Below are 15,644 nucleotides of genomic sequence, written 5' to 3' on the forward strand. Positions count from 1 at the left end.
GCGTAGACCACATGCTCGACGCCGGCAAGCGCCGCGAGCAGCTCGCTCTCCTCGGTCAGCGCGGACGGGTCGATGACGTCGACGCGTGTTTGTGCGCCGGCGGCCAGGCCCAGCTCGGCACCGAGCTCTGCGTCCGCGAACACCAGCCACCGGGTACCGCTTGCGGTCTCGGTGCTTGCCTTGGCATCAGCCAACGGCTTGGTGGGCCAGCCCACCCGGTAGTGGCAGGAGTCAACCGCATCGTCGGAGTCGCCCGACACCGAGGGCTCGCTGGACCCAGCGGCGTCCTTGTCCGGGGTTGATGCCGATCGGCTGGCGACTGGGGATTTGGGGGTGTGGTTCGGGGGGTGGGGGGTTTGGGGTGGAGCGGTGCGCACGGTGTTGAGGTTGGTGCGAAAGACGATGGTGTCGTCGCTGTCGCGTTGCAGGGTCCCCAGGCTGGTGTATTTACTTCCGGGCTGCACGGTGTGCAGGGTTTCCAGGATCGCTTGGGTCAACAGCGGGTGTGCGCTGATTTCGATGAAGTTGTGCTTGTCGGTTGCCGCTGCGGTGATGGCTTGTTGGAAGTGCACTGGGTTGCGCATGTTGATGGCCCAGTGCTCGGCGTCGAAGGTCGGGCCGGATTCGCGGGCGGCGCCCAGGTCCGCGTAGGTGGTGGAGATGATCGGGATTGTTGGGGTCCGCGGCGCCAGATCCGCTAGTTCCGAACGCATCTGGGGTTGCAGCGCGTCCATGGCGGGGTTGTGCGGGGCCACTTCGATGTTGACTCGGGTGGCGAAACGGTCGCGGGCGCGTACGACGGTGATCAACTCGTCGATCTGGTCGGTGGGCCCGGAGATCACGGTCTGGCGTGGCGAGTTGTAGATGCCCAGCGTGACCTGTGGGTAGTCGGCGATCAGCGCCTCGGTCTGGGACGCGTCGAGCTCCAGGAGGGCCATACCGCCTTGTCCGGACAGTGGGGCCATCAGCCGCGAGCGCACGGCGGTCACCCGCAATCCTTCGGCGGGGGTCAGTGCTCCGGCGACCACGGCGGCGGCGACCTCGCCCATGGAGTGGCCGATGACCAGGTCGGGCTGGATTCCGTAGGAACGCCACAGCTCGGTGAGGGTGAGCTGCATGCCGATCAGACCTAGCTGGATCTGTTCGATGCCGACTAGTTCTGTTCCGTTGGCCAGGACGTCGTGCAGGGAGAAACCGGCTTCGGCCAGGAATACCGGTTCCAGTTCGGCGACGGCTGCGGCGAAGGCGGGTTCGTCGGCCAGCAGTTGGCGGCCCATTCCGGCCCACTGCGATCCGCGGCCGGAGTAGACGAACACGGTGCCCGGCTCGGGCGGGGCGTCGGCTGGATTGACCACGCCGGGGGCGTGTTGGTTGGCGGCCAGCGCGCGTAGTCCGGCCACCGCTTGGGCGCGTTCCCGGGCGACCACGGTGCCGAACCTGGCCTGCCGGGAACGGTGATGGTTGAGCGTGTGGGCCACATCGGCCAGCGCCACCTCGGCGCCCGGGCCCTCCATCCAATCGGCCAGCATCCCGGCCGTCGCAGCCACCCGCGCCGGCGTCTTACCCGCCACCACCAGCGTCGACAGCGCAGGGGTCAAGCCCGCCTCGGGCGAGGAAGCCGCTTCTTGACCCTGCTCGATCACCACGTGGGCGTTGGTGCCGCCGAATCCGAATGACGACACGCCGGCCCGCCGCGGATGACCCGTGTCCGGCCAATCAGTCAGTTCGTCAACGACCTTCATCCGCAGGTCGGCGAAGGCAATGTGTGGGTTGGGGCTCTCGAAACGCTGGTTGGGCGGAATCCGGCCATGCTGCACCGCCAGCACCGCCTTGATGAAACCGGCGATTCCGGCCGCTGCCTCGGTGTGGCCGAGGTTGGTCTTGACGGCGCCGATGAGCAGCGGAGATTCCTCGGGACGACCGCGGCCCAGCACCGAGCCCAGGGCGCGCGCCTCGATCGGGTCGCCCAGCAATGTTCCGGTCCCGTGCGCTTCGACGTAGTCGACCTCGCTGGGCTGCATCCCCGCGTTCGTGTAGGCCGCACGGAGCACGGCCTGCTGCGCGGCCGGGTTGGGAGCCATCAGACCGTTGGAGCGACCGTCCTGGTTGATCGCCGAACCGCAGATCACTGCGAGCACTCGATCGCCGTCTTGCTGCGCATCGGTCAACCGCTTGAGCACCACCACCCCGGCACCTTCACCACGGACGAAACCGTCGGCGGCCGCGTCGAAGGCGCGGCAGTTGCCGGTTGGCGACAATGCGCCGACCTGATCGAATCCGCGAAACACCGCCGGAGACAACAGCAAATTCACCCCGGCGGCGATCGCCAGGTTCGAGTCCTGCATGCGAAGGCTCTGGCAGGCGAGATGAATCGCCACCAACGACGACGAGCAAGCGGTGTCAACTGCCACCGAAGGGCCACGCAGGTCAAGGAAGTAGGAGAGGCGGTTGGCGATGATGCTCATCGCGCCGCCGGTGTTGCTCCAGCCATCGACTTGAGTGAGGTCGGTGGAAGCGATGGCGCCGTATTCACTCAGACATGAGCCGGCGAACACCCCGGTTTGCGAACGGCGCAGCGAGCTCGGCGGAATTCCCGCGTGCTCCAACGCTTCCCACGCCACCTCCAGCAGCAGGCGTTGCTGCGGGTCCATCTTGTCGGCCTCGCTGGCGGAGATCTCGAAGAAATCCGCGTCGAAGGCATCGATGTCGGTCAGGTACGAGCCCCACCGGGTGGTGCGGGCCAGCAGCGCTTTTACCGCGGGCGATCCGTCGTCGAATTGCGCCCACCGTTCGTCGGGAACCCGACCGATCGAGGACTTGCGGTCACAGAGGAACTGCCACAACGCTTCCGGTCCGGATATCCCGCCCGGAAACCGGCACCCCATGCCGACAACGGCGATGGGCTCCTCGAGTGAGCCGCGCACGGTGCGGCTCACTGCGGCTTCGGCCCCCGTGCTGGGCTCGGGCGCGGTCAGGTATGCGGCTAGGTCATTGATGGTCGGATGTTCCCAGAAGTCGATCGGGGAGACGGTCCTGCCCAGCAACTCGGTCAACTCGCCCGACAGCACAACGGCGTCACGGGAACTCACGCCGAGGTCAGCCAGCGAAAGGTTGGGGTCGACCTCATCGGGTGGGCAGCCGATGTTGGTGACCAGGTAATCGACGAGCCAGTGGCGGAGGTCGGCTTCTCCACCGATGCTCGGTGTCATACCGTCACGTCCAGCCGATTGAATCCGTCGCTGCGATAGCGTTCGACGCAGGCCGCACGCCGGATCTTTCCGCTGGTGGTGATCGGGATCGAGCCGGGCGGTACCAGCACGACGTCGGCCACCCGCAGACTGTGTGACTTCGAGATCGCCGAAGTGATCTCGCGCTTCACCGAGCGGAGCTTGACCATGGCTTCCTCCGCGGAAGCCCCCCGTCGCTTCAGCTCGATGATCGCCACCAGTTGCTCGGTGATGTTGTCCGGCACGGCAATGGCCGCCACGCGCCCGCCGGTGATTTCCTGGATCGTCGCTTCGATGTCGTCGGGGTAGTGGTTGCGGCCGTCCACGATCACGAGGTCCTTGATCCGGCCCATGATGAACAGTTCGCCATTGGACATGACGCCCAAGTCTCCGGTGCGCAGCCACGGCCCCTCAGGTGTTCCGGGCGCGGGATTGACGATCCGTGCGTTGAACGTGCGGTCGCTCTGCTCGGGCTTCTGCCAGTACCCCATGGCCACGTGCTCGCCATGCGTCCAGATCTCACCGACCGTCCCCGATGGGTTCTCGATCATGGTCTCGGGGTTGACGATTCGCACGGCCGACGGGTCGGGCGAGCCGTAGCTGATGAGTTCGGTGCCGACCGATCCGTCAGCCCGGCACGGCCTGGCGTGGCCGGCGGTCAGGGACTCGTAGTCGAACCGGACCGTCCTGGGGGTGGTGCCGGGTTCCGGTGCGGCCACGTAGAGGGTTGCCTCGGCGAGGCCGTAGGACGGCCGCACCGCAGCGGGGCTGAGGTTGAAGGGAGTGAAACGCTCGGTGAACCGCTTGATCGTTGCCACGTGAATGCGCTCACTGCCGCTGACGATCCCGAGCACATCACCCAGGTCGAGTCCGGCCAAGTCCTCGTCGGTCGTCCTGCGCACCGCCAATTCGAAGGCAAAGTTCGGCGCCGCGGAAAAGCATTTGGGATGGCTGGCCAGCAACTGCATCCAACGGGCCGGCCGGCGCAGGAACGACATCGGGCTCAACAAGACGGCGGTGCAACCGGTCACCAACGGGGCGCAAATTCCGAGGATGAGTCCCATGTCGTGAAACAGTGGCAGCCATGAGACCACGGTGGTGTCCGCGGGGAACTTGTCGGGACCGCCGAAGTACCCGTACAGGCTCTGCGTCACGTTCGCGATGACATTCTCGTGCGAGACGATGACGCCAGCCGGGGTGCGGGTCGACCCGGACGTGTACTGCAGATACGCGGACCCGGAGGCGGGCTGTGGGAGAGCTTGCTGCGGGTGCGGGGTGTCCAGGTCGAGCAGGTCGACCTCGATGACCGACGGAGCGGGCTGTCCGTCTTGTGAGCTGGCGTATTTTGTTACGTCGCCTACCACGGCCGAGGTCGTGAGAATGGCGACCGGTTGGGAATCCCGCAGTACCGCGGATACACGTTCGTCATGAACGCCGTACTGCGGTGTGGAAAGTGGGACCCCGATAAATCCGGCCTGTAGTGCCCCGAGGAACGCGACAATGTATTCCAGCCCCTGCGGCGCCAAAATTGCTACTCGTGCTACTCGGTCACCCGGAACGCCATACATTGTGAGTTCGTCAGCAACGACGCAGGCACGCGCATGAACCTGCGACCAAGTCAACGTCTTGGCAAAGCCGTTGGGGTCTAAGTCGTAGTCCAGAAAAGTAAAGGCAGTCTCGTTGGGCCGCTGGTCGGCCTGCTTCTTCAGCAAAGAAGGGATGGAACGGTCGGTCACCGGCATCGCACTACACTCCCATTCGGCTGTCTGCTCAATTATGTGTTGCGGAAGCTGTGAACCCGCTTGCGATCGCACAGCGAGACTTCGCGGCGCTGTCTAACTAACCGCGCTGGTCCGCATTGACCAGGCCGCTCTGTTGCTGCCGCAGTTTTGCACCTGGCAAAGCACGCCTGCGTGGCACCAGCAGTCGGCCCTAGACTAAACCCAGTTCCCCGAATAACGAATCCCTAGCTGTAGGGTATGCGCCTTCGGAGACAGGTGCGGGCGGTATTCGGAAAATCTGGTCGCTGCTTGCGACGCCCGCAGATCGCACTATCTAGTATCCCAGCGCTTTGATCAGCATTGAGCGCTAATTTCATGCCCCCCGGGGGAAGCGGTCGTACGTTCTGTGAAATTTGAGGCATGTGTGACCAATGTCCAGTTGCGTGAGATATGAGGTTTCGACTGCTAGGACCAGGATGCCAGCGGTTTTGGGACTGGCGTCCAGTTGTGACAAAGGTAACATCGGCGAAACCTCCGTCGCGGGTGATCCATGGCACATCGGCCCAGGCTAGGTGGCATGCGGGGGCGAAACTGGGTGGGCTTGCGGCGGCCCGGCGGCCCCGTCAGCGTGCAGCGAACCGGGATGCCGGAGCGGCGTAAGCCGCCCGTCAGCCGGCGTCGCGGGCCCAGGTTTCGCCCTAGCTAAATTTGGTCAAACTGCTGCAGCGTTCCGATCTCTATGTCACTTACCAGCTCTGGCAAATTTTTGTTCAGGTAAAAATGGTCGCCGGGAAACTCGCGGAGCGAAAAGTCTCCGGTGGTGCGCTCGCGCCACGGTTCCATGTCTTCTCGGGTGGCAATCCAATCTTTGCTCCCGATAAATGTGTAGATTGGGCACGATAATTTGTTTTCCGGTGGGCAGCTATAACCGGCGATGGCTCGAACTGCCCTCAATGTCGGCAGGACTCCCACTCGAAATTCTTCATCGTTGAAGAATTCTGGATCGGTTCCAGTTGCCCGGGCGACGAGGTCGAGCATCTCGTTATCCGAGTAGCCCTTGAGTTGCTTGTACTTGATGTGACCCGGCGCCGAGCAGGCGGACAGAAACAGGGCAAGTACCCGATATCCCGCCGCTTCGAATCGCAGTGCCACTTCGAAGGCCAGCATTCCGCCCATGCTGTGACCGAAAAGCGCGACCGGAGTGTCAATCCGAGCCGCTGGCTTCATGATCGCGAAGATTTCCTCGGCGAGGCCGGGGATGCTTTCCAGTGGTGGCAGGCCGTACCCGTCCTGCTGGCCGGGGTATTGGACGGCTACCCGCTTCACTTCGCCGGAAAACTCCTTAGCAAATGGAACGTAATCCTTCGCCGTTCCACCGGCATGTGGGAAGATGTATAGCGTAGGTGCAGTTAGCTTTTCGTCGCTTTTACTGTTGCTTGAGCGCCCGTTCACGGGGTCACCATACCTTGGTTTACAAACCGCTTGTATCGGCGTTCTTGCTCGTCGTGGTGGTTAGCCGACTCACTGGCGCGGTGCCGCGCGGGCCCGGCGATGACCGCTTCGGGGGCCACGCCCGCCGGCCCGGCCGGCCGCTGGGCGTGGCCGTGTGCTGCGGGAACCGCCGTATCGCGGGTCGCCGAGGCTGCGTTGAAATCTGGAAATAGACCCGACACACCGGTGCCGAACCATCGTCACAGGGATAACACCGGGCACACTGGTAACAACAGCAGTGCCAGTGATACCAGGAGGGTATGGCCGTGTACCGAGTCTTTGAAGCGCTCGACGAATTGGGCGCAATCGTCGAAGAAGCCCGCGGCGTGCCGATGACGGCCGGATGCGTTGTGCCCCGCGGCGACGTGCTCGAGCTGCTCGACGACATCAAAGACGCGATTCCGGGTGAACTCGACGACGCCCAGGATGTGCTCGACGCGCGCGACTCAATGCTGCAGGAGGCCAAGGCCCATGCCGACTCGATGGTGTCCTCGGCGACCACCGAGTCGGAATCGATGCTCAACCACGCCCGTGCGGAGGCTGACCGGATTCTCTCCGATGCGAAAGCTCAGGCCGATCGGATGGTTGGTGAGGCGCGCCAGCACAGCGAACGGATGGTGGGGGAAGCACGCGAGGAGGCCATTCGTATCGCGGCCGCGGCCAAGCGCGAATACGAAGCGAGCATGAGTCGGGCCAAGTCGGAATGCGATCGGCTCATCGAAAGCGGCAACATCTCTTACGAGAACGCCGTGCAGGAGGGCATCAAAGAACAGCAGCGCCTGGTTTCGCAGAACGAGGTGGTCCAGGCGGCGAATGCGGAAGCCACCCGGCTGGTCGATACCGCCCACGCCGAGTCCGACCGGCTGCGTGGTGAATGCGATGTCTATGTGGACACCAAACTCGCCGAGTTCGAGGAAATGCTCAACGGCACGCTCCGTTCTGTCGGGCGGGGACGCCACCAGCTACGCACCGCGGCCGGTACGCACGACTACGCCACGCGCTAGTCGCGAGCGGGCGCCGGGAGGCCGGGCAAACCGGATGGCGCCAGATCGCGGGCTCGCGCCGTAGGATTTCGTCTATGGCAAGGCAGCGCAGCCAGACAAAATCGGGACATGTAAGTAGCCCCTTGACGGTCGACATTGCACGACTCGGGCGCCGCCCCGGGTCGATGGTCACCGTGCACACCACTGTGGACAGCCCCTCACGCATCGGGCTGGACCTGATCGCGATCGACAAGGGTGCGCCGGTGGAGCTCGACCTGCGGGTGGAGTCGGTATCGGAGGGAGTGCTGGTGACAGGGACCGTCGCCGCGGACACCGTCGGTGAGTGCTCCCGCTGCCTTACTCCCGTCACCGGCAGCGTGCAGGTGCACCTGACCGAGCTATTCGCCTATCCCGACAGCACCACCGAGGCGACCACGGAGGAAGGCGAGGTCAGCCGCGTCGTCGACGAGAGGATCGACCTCGAGCAACCGATCATCGACGCCGTCGGTCTGGAACTGCCGTTGTCGCCGGTGTGCCGGCCCGATTGCTCGGGACTGTGCCCACAGTGCGGTGTCGCCTTGGATGCCGAGCCCGGTCATCACCATGACCAAATCGATCCGAGGTGGTCCAAGCTGGCCGACATGTTCACCCCCGACGGCCCCGAGGCGACGGGGCGGGGTGGGCGGTGAGCGTGTCACGGCAAGCGCTGCTCGACGCGGTGGGCGTCGAGCTGCCTGAGGAACTTGTCACGCTGGCGTTGACGCATCGCAGCTACGCCTATGAGAACGGCGGGTTGCCGACCAACGAGAGGCTGGAGTTTCTGGGCGACGCGGTGCTCGGGCTGACGATCACCGACGAACTCTTCCACCGGCACCCGGAACGCTCGGAAGGCGACCTGGCCAAACTGCGGGCCAGCGTGGTCAACACTCAGGCGCTGGCCGATGTGGCGCGCCACCTGTCTGACCACGGTCTGGGTGCCCACATGCTGTTGGGGCGGGGTGAGGCCAACACCGGTGGTGCCGATAAATCCAGCATCCTGGCCGACGGCATGGAATCGCTGCTGGGCGCGATATACGTGCACCACGGCATGGAGGTGGCGCGCGAGGCGATCCTGCGCATCTTCGGTCCGCTGCTCGACGCGGCACCCACGCTGGGCGCCGGATTGGATTGGAAGACCAGCCTGCAGGAGTTGACCGCCTCGCGCAGTCTGGGCGCCCCGTCCTATGCGGTGACATCCACCGGTCCGGATCATCACAAGGAGTTCACCGCGGTGGTCGTGGTGAACAACACCGAATACGGATCGGGTGTCGGGCGTTCCAAGAAGGAAGCCGAGCAGAAGGCGGCGGCCGCCGCCTACCAGGCACTCGAACGTCTGGAAGTCCTCGACGGCGCCATGCCCGGCAATTCGTCGGCCTAGATGCCCGAGCTGCCCGAAGTCGAGGTGGTGCGGCGCGGCCTGCAGGACCACGTGGTGGGCAAGACGATGACCGCGGTGCGGGTCCACCACCCCCGTGCGGTGCGCCGCCACGAAGCCGGGCCGGCCGACCTGACGGCGCGGCTGCTCGGCGCGCGCATCAGCGGAACCGATCGGCGCGGCAAGTACCTGTGGTTGACGCTGGACGCTGGGGCGCCCACGACCGGGCGCGATGATCCGGACGCCGCGCTGGTGGTGCACCTGGGGATGAGTGGGCAGATGTTGCTGGGGGGTGTTCCACGCGCCGAGCACGTGCGGATCTCCGCCGTGCTCGATGACGGGACGGTGCTGAGCTTCGCCGACCAACGGACCTTCGGCGGGTGGCAGCTTGCCGACCTGGTGAGCGTCGACGGCAGCGTGGTACCGGCGCCGGTCGCGCACCTGGCGCGTGACCCGCTTGATCCGCTATTCGACGTTGACTCCGTCATTAAAGTGTTGCGGGGCAAGCACTCTGAGATCAAACGCCAACTCCTCGACCAGCAGGCGGTCTCGGGAATCGGGAACATCTACGCGGATGAGGCGCTGTGGCGGGCCAAGGTGCATGGCGCCCGGGTGGCCGCCACGCTGACCCGTCGGCAACTGGGCGCGGTCTTGGATGCGGCCGCCGATGTGATGCGTGAGGCGCTGGCCAAGGGCGGTACCTCGTTTGATTCGCTGTATGTGAACGTCAACGGTCAGTCGGGTTACTTCGACCGATCGCTGGACGCCTACGGCCGCGAAGGAGAACACTGCCGGCGCTGTGGTGCGGTGATGCGTCGAGAAAAGTTCATGAACCGCTCGTCGTTCTACTGCCCGAGATGTCAGCCGCGGCCCCGCCGGTAGCCAGAGTTGAGTTCGTGGGGGGTGACCTGGCGCCGTCCGGGGGCGGTAGTGGTGTCCGGAGGCGGCACCGCAATTTAGTAGAAAGAAGCCATGACGCAACTGTGGGTCGAACGCACCGGTGCTCGCCGCTATACCGGACACAGCTCGCGGGGTGCGCAGGTACTCATCGGCTCGGAGGACGTCGATGGGGTGTTCACCCCGGGCGAGTTGATGAAGATTGCGCTTGCCGCGTGCAGCGGCATGTCCAGTGACCGGCCGCTGGCTCGTCGTCTCGGCGACGACTACCAAGCCGTGGTCAGGGTTTCCGGTGCCGCCGACCGCGATCAGGAACGCTATCCGCTGCTGGAGGAGACCCTGGAGCTGGACCTGTCGGGTTTGTCCGAAGAGGAGAAGGAGCGCGTGCGCGTGGTCGTCGACCGGGCCATCGACCTGGTCTGCACCGTGGGCCGCACGCTGAAGTCGGGCACCGTGGTCAACTTCGAGGTCGCCGATGTCGCGCCCGTGTCACAGCCGGATGTGCGGCCGACCGCATGGGTGCACGGTCACGTCCAGGGGGTCGGTTTCCGCTGGTGGACCCGCTGCCGGGCGCTGGAGCTGGGCCTGACCGGTTACGCCGCCAATCACGCTGACGGCCGGGTGATGGTGGTCGCCCAGGGGCCGCGCGACTCGGGTGTGCAGCTGCTGCGGCTGCTCGAGGGAGATACCACTCCCGGCCGGGTGGACAAGGTCGTCGCGGACTGGTCGCAACGGGTTGAACCGATCAGTGGGTTCAGCGAGCGATAGCCCGGGCGGCGAGACGCACCGCGACTGAGGGTGCGCGGGTCCGCCAGCTTGCGGGGGACCGGGTGGGGCGAATGCGCTGCTAGGTAGTCTGGCTGGTCGTGTACCTCAAGAGTCTGACGCTGAAGGGCTTCAAATCCTTCGCTGCGCCGACGACTCTGCGCTTCGAGCCGGGCATCACGGCCGTGGTCGGGCCCAACGGATCCGGCAAGTCCAATGTGGTGGATGCCCTGGCCTGGGTGATGGGGGAGCAGGGCGCCAAGACCCTGCGTGGCGGGAAGATGGAAGACGTCATTTTCGCCGGTACGTCGTCGCGGGCACCGCTGGGGCGCGCCGAAGTCACGGTCACGATCGACAATTCCGACAACGCCCTGCCGATCGAGTACACCGAGGTGTCGATCACCAGGCGCATGTTCCGCGATGGCGCCAGTGAGTACGAAATCAACGGCAGCAGTTGCCGGTTGATGGATGTCCAGGAACTGCTGAGCGACTCGGGCATCGGCCGTGAGATGCATGTGATCGTCGGTCAGGGCAAGCTGGACGAGATCCTGCAGTCGCGACCGGAGGACCGCCGCGCATTCATCGAAGAAGCCGCGGGTGTGCTCAAACATCGCAAGCGCAAGGAAAAGGCCTTGCGCAAACTCGACGCGATGTCGGCCAACCTGGCCCGGCTCACCGACCTGACCACCGAACTGCGTCGCCAGCTCAAGCCGTTGGGCCGACAGGCCGAGGTGGCCCGCCGTGCCCAGACCATTCAGGCCGATCTGCGCGATGCGAGGCTGCGGCTGGCCGCCGACGATGTGGTGAGCAGGCGCGCCGAGCGCGAAGCCATTTTCGAAGCCGAGGCGACGATGCGTCGCGAGCACGACGAGGCCGCTGCCCGCCTGACCGTCGCGGCCGAAGAGTTGGCCGCTCACGAGGCGGCGCTGGCCGAGCTCACGTCCAGGGCGGAGTCGGTTCAGCACACCTGGTTCGGGTTGTCGGCATTGGCCGAACGAGTGGGCACCACGGTGCGCATCGCCAACGAGCGTGCTCAGCATCTCGACGTCGAGCCGGTGACCAACAGCGACACCGACCCGGACGCGTTGGACGCAGAGGCCGAGCAGGTCGCGATCGCCGAACAACAGCTGCTGGTCGAGCTGGCCGAAGCCCGCGACCGGCTGGATGCCGCGCGCGCGGAGTTGGCCGACCGTGAGCATCGTGCCGCCGAGTCCGACCGCGCGCACCTGGCAGCGGTCCGCGCCGAGGCCGACCGCCGTGAGGGGCTGGCGCGCCTGGCCGGACAGGTGGAAACCATGCGGGCGCGCGTCGAATCGATCGACGACAGCGTTGCGCGGCTCTCCGAGCGCATCGAACATGCCGCCGCCCGGGCCCAGCAGACCCGCGCGGAGTTCGAGACCGTGCAGGCCCGCGTCGGCGAATTGGATCAGGGCGAGGTCGGTCTGGACGAGCAGCACGAACGCACGGTGGCGGCACTGCGGCTGGCTGAGCAGCGGCTCGCCGAACTGCAGGTCGCCGAACGTGACGCCGAGCGGCAGGTGGCGTCGCTGCGGGCCCGCATCGAGGCGCTGTCGGTGGGTCTGGACCGCAAAGACGGCGCGGCGTGGCTGGCCCGCAATCACAGCGACGCGGGGCTTTTCGGATCGGTTGCCCAGCTGGTCAAGGTGCGTTCGGGTTACGAGGCGGCAGTTGCCGCAGTGCTCGGGTCTGCGGCCGAGGCGCTGGCCGCCGACAGTTTCGGGGCAGCCCGCAGCGCGGTCACCGCGCTCAAGCAGGCCGACGGCGGCCGCGCCGCGCTGGTGCTGGGTGACTGGCCGGATGCCCACGACCACCGGGCGGCCGGTGGCCTGCCGTCCGGGACGCTGTGGGCGCTGGATTTGATCGAGGTGCCGTCGCGGTTACGGCCAGCGATGACGGCGATGCTCTCGGGCGTTGTCGTGGTCAACGACTTGTCCGAAGCGCTGGATCTGGTGCAGGCCCAACCTCAACTGCGTGCGGTCACCCTCGACGGTGATCTGGTGGGTGCCGGCTGGGTGAGCGGCGGTTCGGACCGCAAACCCAGCACGCTGGAGATCACATCGGAGATCGACAAGGCCCGTAGCGAGCTGGCCGCCGCGGAGGTGCGGGTGGCGGAACTCGGTGCGGCGCTCTCGGGCGCGTTGACCGATCAGACCGCCCGCCAGGATGCGGCCGAACAGGCCTTGGCGGCGCTCAACGAATCCGACACCGCCATTTCGGCGATGTATGAGCAACTGGGCCGCATCGGACAGGATGCGCGTGGGGCCGAGGAAGAGTGGACCAGGCTGCTGCGACAGCGTGAGGAATTAGAGGTTGGGCGAACGCAGACCCTCGAAGAGGTCCTCGAGCTGGAGAGCCGGCTGCGCAACGCTCAAGAGTCCCAGCACGTCCAGGCTGCCGAACCGGTCGACCGCCAGGAGATAGCGGCGGCTGCCGAGAGCGCGCGCGCCATTGAAGTGGAGGCCAGGCTCACCGTGCGGACCGCCGAGGAGCGTGCCAACGCGTTGCGCGGGCGGGCTGACTCGCTGCGCCGGGCCGCCGCGGCGGAACGCGAAGCCCGGGTGCGCGCCGAGCTTGCGCGGGCGGTTCGATTGCGCTCGGCGGCGGTGGCCGCGGCCGTCGCAGAATCCGGGCGGCTGTTGGCGTGGCGGTTGAACCGGGTGGTCGACGCGGCATCGCAGCTTCGTGACGAGTTGGCGGCCGAGCGGCAGCAGCGTTCAGCGGCGATGTCGGCGGTTCGCGAAGAAACCAGCTCGCTGAGCGCCCGAGTGGCCACACTGACTGATTCGCTGCACCGTGACGAGGTGGCAAATGCCCAGGCGGCGTTGCGAATTGAGCAAGTCGAACAGATGGTGCTCGAGCAGTTCGGGATGGCGCCCTCAGATCTGGTCGCCGAGTACGGCCCAGATGTTGCGCTGCCGCCCACCGAGCTGGAGATGGCCGAATTCGAACAGGCCCGCGAACGTGGCGAGCAGGTCGTCGCGCCGGCCCCGATGCCTTTTGATCGCGCCACCCAGCAGCGCCGCGCCAAACGCGCCGAGCGTGAACTGACGGAGCTGGGCAGGGTCAACCCGCTGGCCCTGGAAGAATTTGCTGCGCTAGAGGAGCGCTACAACTTCCTGTCCACCCAGCTCGAGGACGTCAAAGCGGCCCGCAAGGATTTGCTGGATGTGGTTGCCGACGTCGATGCCCGCATCCTGCAGGTGTTCAGCGACGCCTTCGTCGACGTGGAACGTGAGTTCCAGATCGTCTTCAGTTCGTTGTTCCCGGGGGGTGAGGGCCGGTTGCGGCTCACCGCGCCCGAGGACATGCTCACCACCGGCATCGAGGTGGAGGCCCGCCCGCCCGGCAAGAAGGTCTCCCGGCTGTCGTTGCTCTCCGGTGGTGAGAAGGCGCTGACCGCGGTGGCGATGCTGGTGGCGATCTTCCGGGCCCGTCCGTCGCCGTTCTACATCATGGACGAGGTGGAGGCGGCCCTCGATGACACGAACCTGCGCCGGTTGATCGGCCTGTTCGAGATGCTGCGGGACCGATCGCAGCTCATCATCATCACGCACCAGAAGCCGACGATGGAAGTCGCCGATGCGCTCTATGGGGTCACCATGCAGGGCGATGGCATCACCGCGGTGATCTCGCAGCGGATCCGCGGTCAGCAGGTCGATCGGCTGGTTGCCAACTCGTCGTAGCGTTCGGCTGAAACTGCCTCGCGTCTAGCACTGGAAGGATTGTCAGCGTGTCGGAAGGTCTGTGGGTCGCGATCGCGGTCATTGCCGCATTGCTTGTCATCGTCGCGCTGGTTGTGGGTCTGTTGCGCTACCGCAGGCGCCGGATCAGCCTGGCGGCCCGGCCGGAGGTGGAGTCCAAAGACCGTTCGGGCGGCTACACGGCGTCCTCGGGCATCACCTTCAGCCAGACGCCAACGACCACCGAACCGGCCGATCGGATAGACACCAGCGGCCTGCCCGCGGTCGGCGACGACGCGACCATCCCGCGCGACGCCCCGAAACGCACCATCTCCGAGGTTCATCTACCAGAAATCGAGCCCGAACCCGAGACCCCCGCCCCGGTTGCCGCAGAACCGGTGGCGCCGCCGGTCGCACCTGAGACCCCCCAAGCGCCCGAAGTGCCTGAAGCGCCCGAAGCACCCGAAGCGCCCGAAGCGCCCGAGGTTGCCGAGGCCGAGGTCATCGAGCCGCCGGAAGGCCGCTTGGAGCGCCTGCGCGGACGCCTCGCCAAGTCGCAGAACGCGCTCGGGCGCAGTGTGCTGGGCCTGATCGGCGGCGGTGACCTGGACGAGGACTCCTGGCAGGACGTCGAAGACACCCTGTTGGTCGCCGACCTCGGGCCGGTTGTCACCGAGGCGGTGGTGTCACAGTTGCGCAGCCGGCTGGCCAGCGGCAATGTCCGTAGCGAGGATGACGCCCGGGCGGTGCTGCGCGATGTTCTGATCAAGGCGCTGCAACCCGACATGGATCGTTCGATCCGCGCGTTGCCGCATCCGGACCATCCGTCGGTGCTGCTGGTGGTCGGCGTGAACGGAACCGGCAAAACCACCACGGTCGGCAAGCTGGCGCGGGTGCTGGTGGCCGATGGCCGGCGAGTGGTGCTGGGTGCGGCGGACACCTTCCGGGCGGCGGCGGCGGTCCAGCTGCAGACATGGGCGGCCCGGGTGGGCGCGGAGGTGGTCAGCGGGGCCGAGGGAGCCGATCCGGCATCGGTGGCCTTCGATGCCGTCGACAAGGGGGTTGCCGCGGGCGCCGACGTCGTCCTCATCGATACCGCCGGTCGGCTGCACACCAAGGTCGGCCTGATGGATGAGCTGGGCAAAGTGAAGCGTGTGGTGACTCGGCGCGCGGCCGTCGACGAGGTGTTGCTGGTGCTCGACGCCACCATCGGGCAGAACGGGCTGGCTCAGGCCAAGGTCTTTGCCGAGGTCGTCGACATCACCGGGGTGGTGCTGACAAAACTGGACGGAACAGCCAAGGGCGGCATTGTCTTTCGCGTTCAACAGGAACTCGGCGTGCCGGTGAAGCTGGTTGGGCTCGGCGAAGGCCCCGACGACCTGGCGCCGTTCGAACCCGCCGCGTTTGTCGACGCCCTGCTCGGCTGAAAGCTACTCCACAGCAAG

General features: G+C 66.2%; 9 protein-coding genes and 2 pseudogenes. 8 read left to right on the plus strand and 3 right to left on the minus strand.

Features of this window, described 5'->3' with window-relative positions:
- Window positions 1–318: 318 nt before the first annotated feature.
- The 3 genes and pseudogenes from MMSP_RS28320 to MMSP_RS10230 all read right to left on the minus strand — a co-directional run.
- Window positions 319–3,209: pseudogene (locus MMSP_RS28320) on the minus strand (acyltransferase domain-containing protein); the annotation flags it as partial.
- A complete protein-coding gene (fadD26, locus tag MMSP_RS10225; protein WP_020786543.1) occupies window positions 3,206–4,969 on the minus strand; it encodes a long-chain-fatty-acid--AMP ligase FAAL26/FadD26 in 1,764 nt (587 codons plus the stop codon). The gene fadD26 and the pseudogene MMSP_RS28320, both read right to left, overlap by 4 nt.
- A gap of 681 nt (window positions 4,970–5,650) precedes the next feature.
- A complete protein-coding gene (locus MMSP_RS10230) occupies window positions 5,651–6,436 on the minus strand; it encodes a thioesterase II family protein (RefSeq protein WP_036426411.1) in 786 nt (261 codons plus the stop codon).
- A 269-nt stretch (window positions 6,437–6,705) separates the two neighbouring features.
- On the opposite strand from MMSP_RS10230, the gene sepIVA reads away from it, so the two are divergent.
- The 8 genes and pseudogenes from sepIVA (at window position 6,706) to ftsY (ending at window position 15,626) form a co-directional block, all read left to right on the plus strand.
- Window positions 6,706–7,443: a cell division protein SepIVA gene (sepIVA, locus tag MMSP_RS10240; protein WP_015355171.1), complete on the plus strand. Its 738-nt coding sequence runs from the start codon at window positions 6,706–6,708 to the stop codon at window positions 7,441–7,443.
- A 74-nt stretch (window positions 7,444–7,517) separates the two neighbouring features.
- The gene (locus MMSP_RS10245; protein WP_051153652.1) at window positions 7,518–8,111 is read left to right on the plus strand and encodes a DUF177 domain-containing protein; all 594 of its coding nucleotides are present in this window, start codon (window positions 7,518–7,520) and stop codon (window positions 8,109–8,111) included.
- Entirely contained in the window at window positions 8,108–8,839 is a 732-nt protein-coding gene (gene rnc / locus MMSP_RS10250; RefSeq protein WP_020786545.1) for a ribonuclease III, read from the plus strand. The genes MMSP_RS10245 and rnc overlap by 4 nt, the downstream gene beginning before the upstream one ends.
- Window positions 8,840–9,718 carry a DNA-formamidopyrimidine glycosylase gene (mutM, locus tag MMSP_RS10255; RefSeq protein WP_020786546.1) on the plus strand — a complete coding sequence of 293 codons (879 nt, stop codon included), beginning with the start codon at window positions 8,840–8,842 and terminating at the stop codon, window positions 9,716–9,718.
- A gap of 90 nt (window positions 9,719–9,808) precedes the next feature.
- Window positions 9,809–10,213, plus strand: a pseudogene (locus MMSP_RS28325) (OsmC family protein); the annotation flags it as partial.
- Between the two features lie 6 nt (window positions 10,214–10,219).
- Window positions 10,220–10,501, plus strand: coding sequence for an acylphosphatase (locus tag MMSP_RS28330; protein WP_232022893.1), 282 nt, complete (start codon window positions 10,220–10,222; stop codon window positions 10,499–10,501).
- A 98-nt stretch (window positions 10,502–10,599) separates the two neighbouring features.
- On the plus strand, window positions 10,600–14,202 hold the full coding sequence (smc, locus tag MMSP_RS10265) for a chromosome segregation protein SMC (protein WP_020786548.1): 3,603 nt from the start codon (window positions 10,600–10,602) through the stop codon (window positions 14,200–14,202).
- Window positions 14,203–14,249: 47 nt separating this feature from the next.
- Window positions 14,250–15,626, plus strand: coding sequence for a signal recognition particle-docking protein FtsY (gene ftsY / locus MMSP_RS10270; protein WP_015355175.1), 1,377 nt, complete (start codon window positions 14,250–14,252; stop codon window positions 15,624–15,626).
- Window positions 15,627–15,644: the final 18 nt, after the last annotated feature.

It is taken from the genome of Mycobacterium sp. 012931 (genome assembly GCF_000419295.1).
Taxonomy (GTDB): Bacteria; Actinomycetota; Actinomycetes; order Mycobacteriales; family Mycobacteriaceae; genus Mycobacterium; species Mycobacterium marinum.

Excerpts from the sequence above, each read along its gene's own strand:
- fadD26 (WP_020786543.1), bottom strand. The coding sequence starts at position 4,969 with ATGCCGGTGACCGACCGTTCCATCCCTTCTTTGCTGAAGAAGCAGGCC.
- MMSP_RS10245 (WP_051153652.1), top strand. The coding sequence starts at position 7,518 with ATGGCAAGGCAGCGCAGCCAGACAAAATCGGGACATGTAAGTAGCCCC.
- mutM (WP_020786546.1), top strand. The coding sequence starts at position 8,840 with ATGCCCGAGCTGCCCGAAGTCGAGGTGGTGCGGCGCGGCCTGCAGGAC.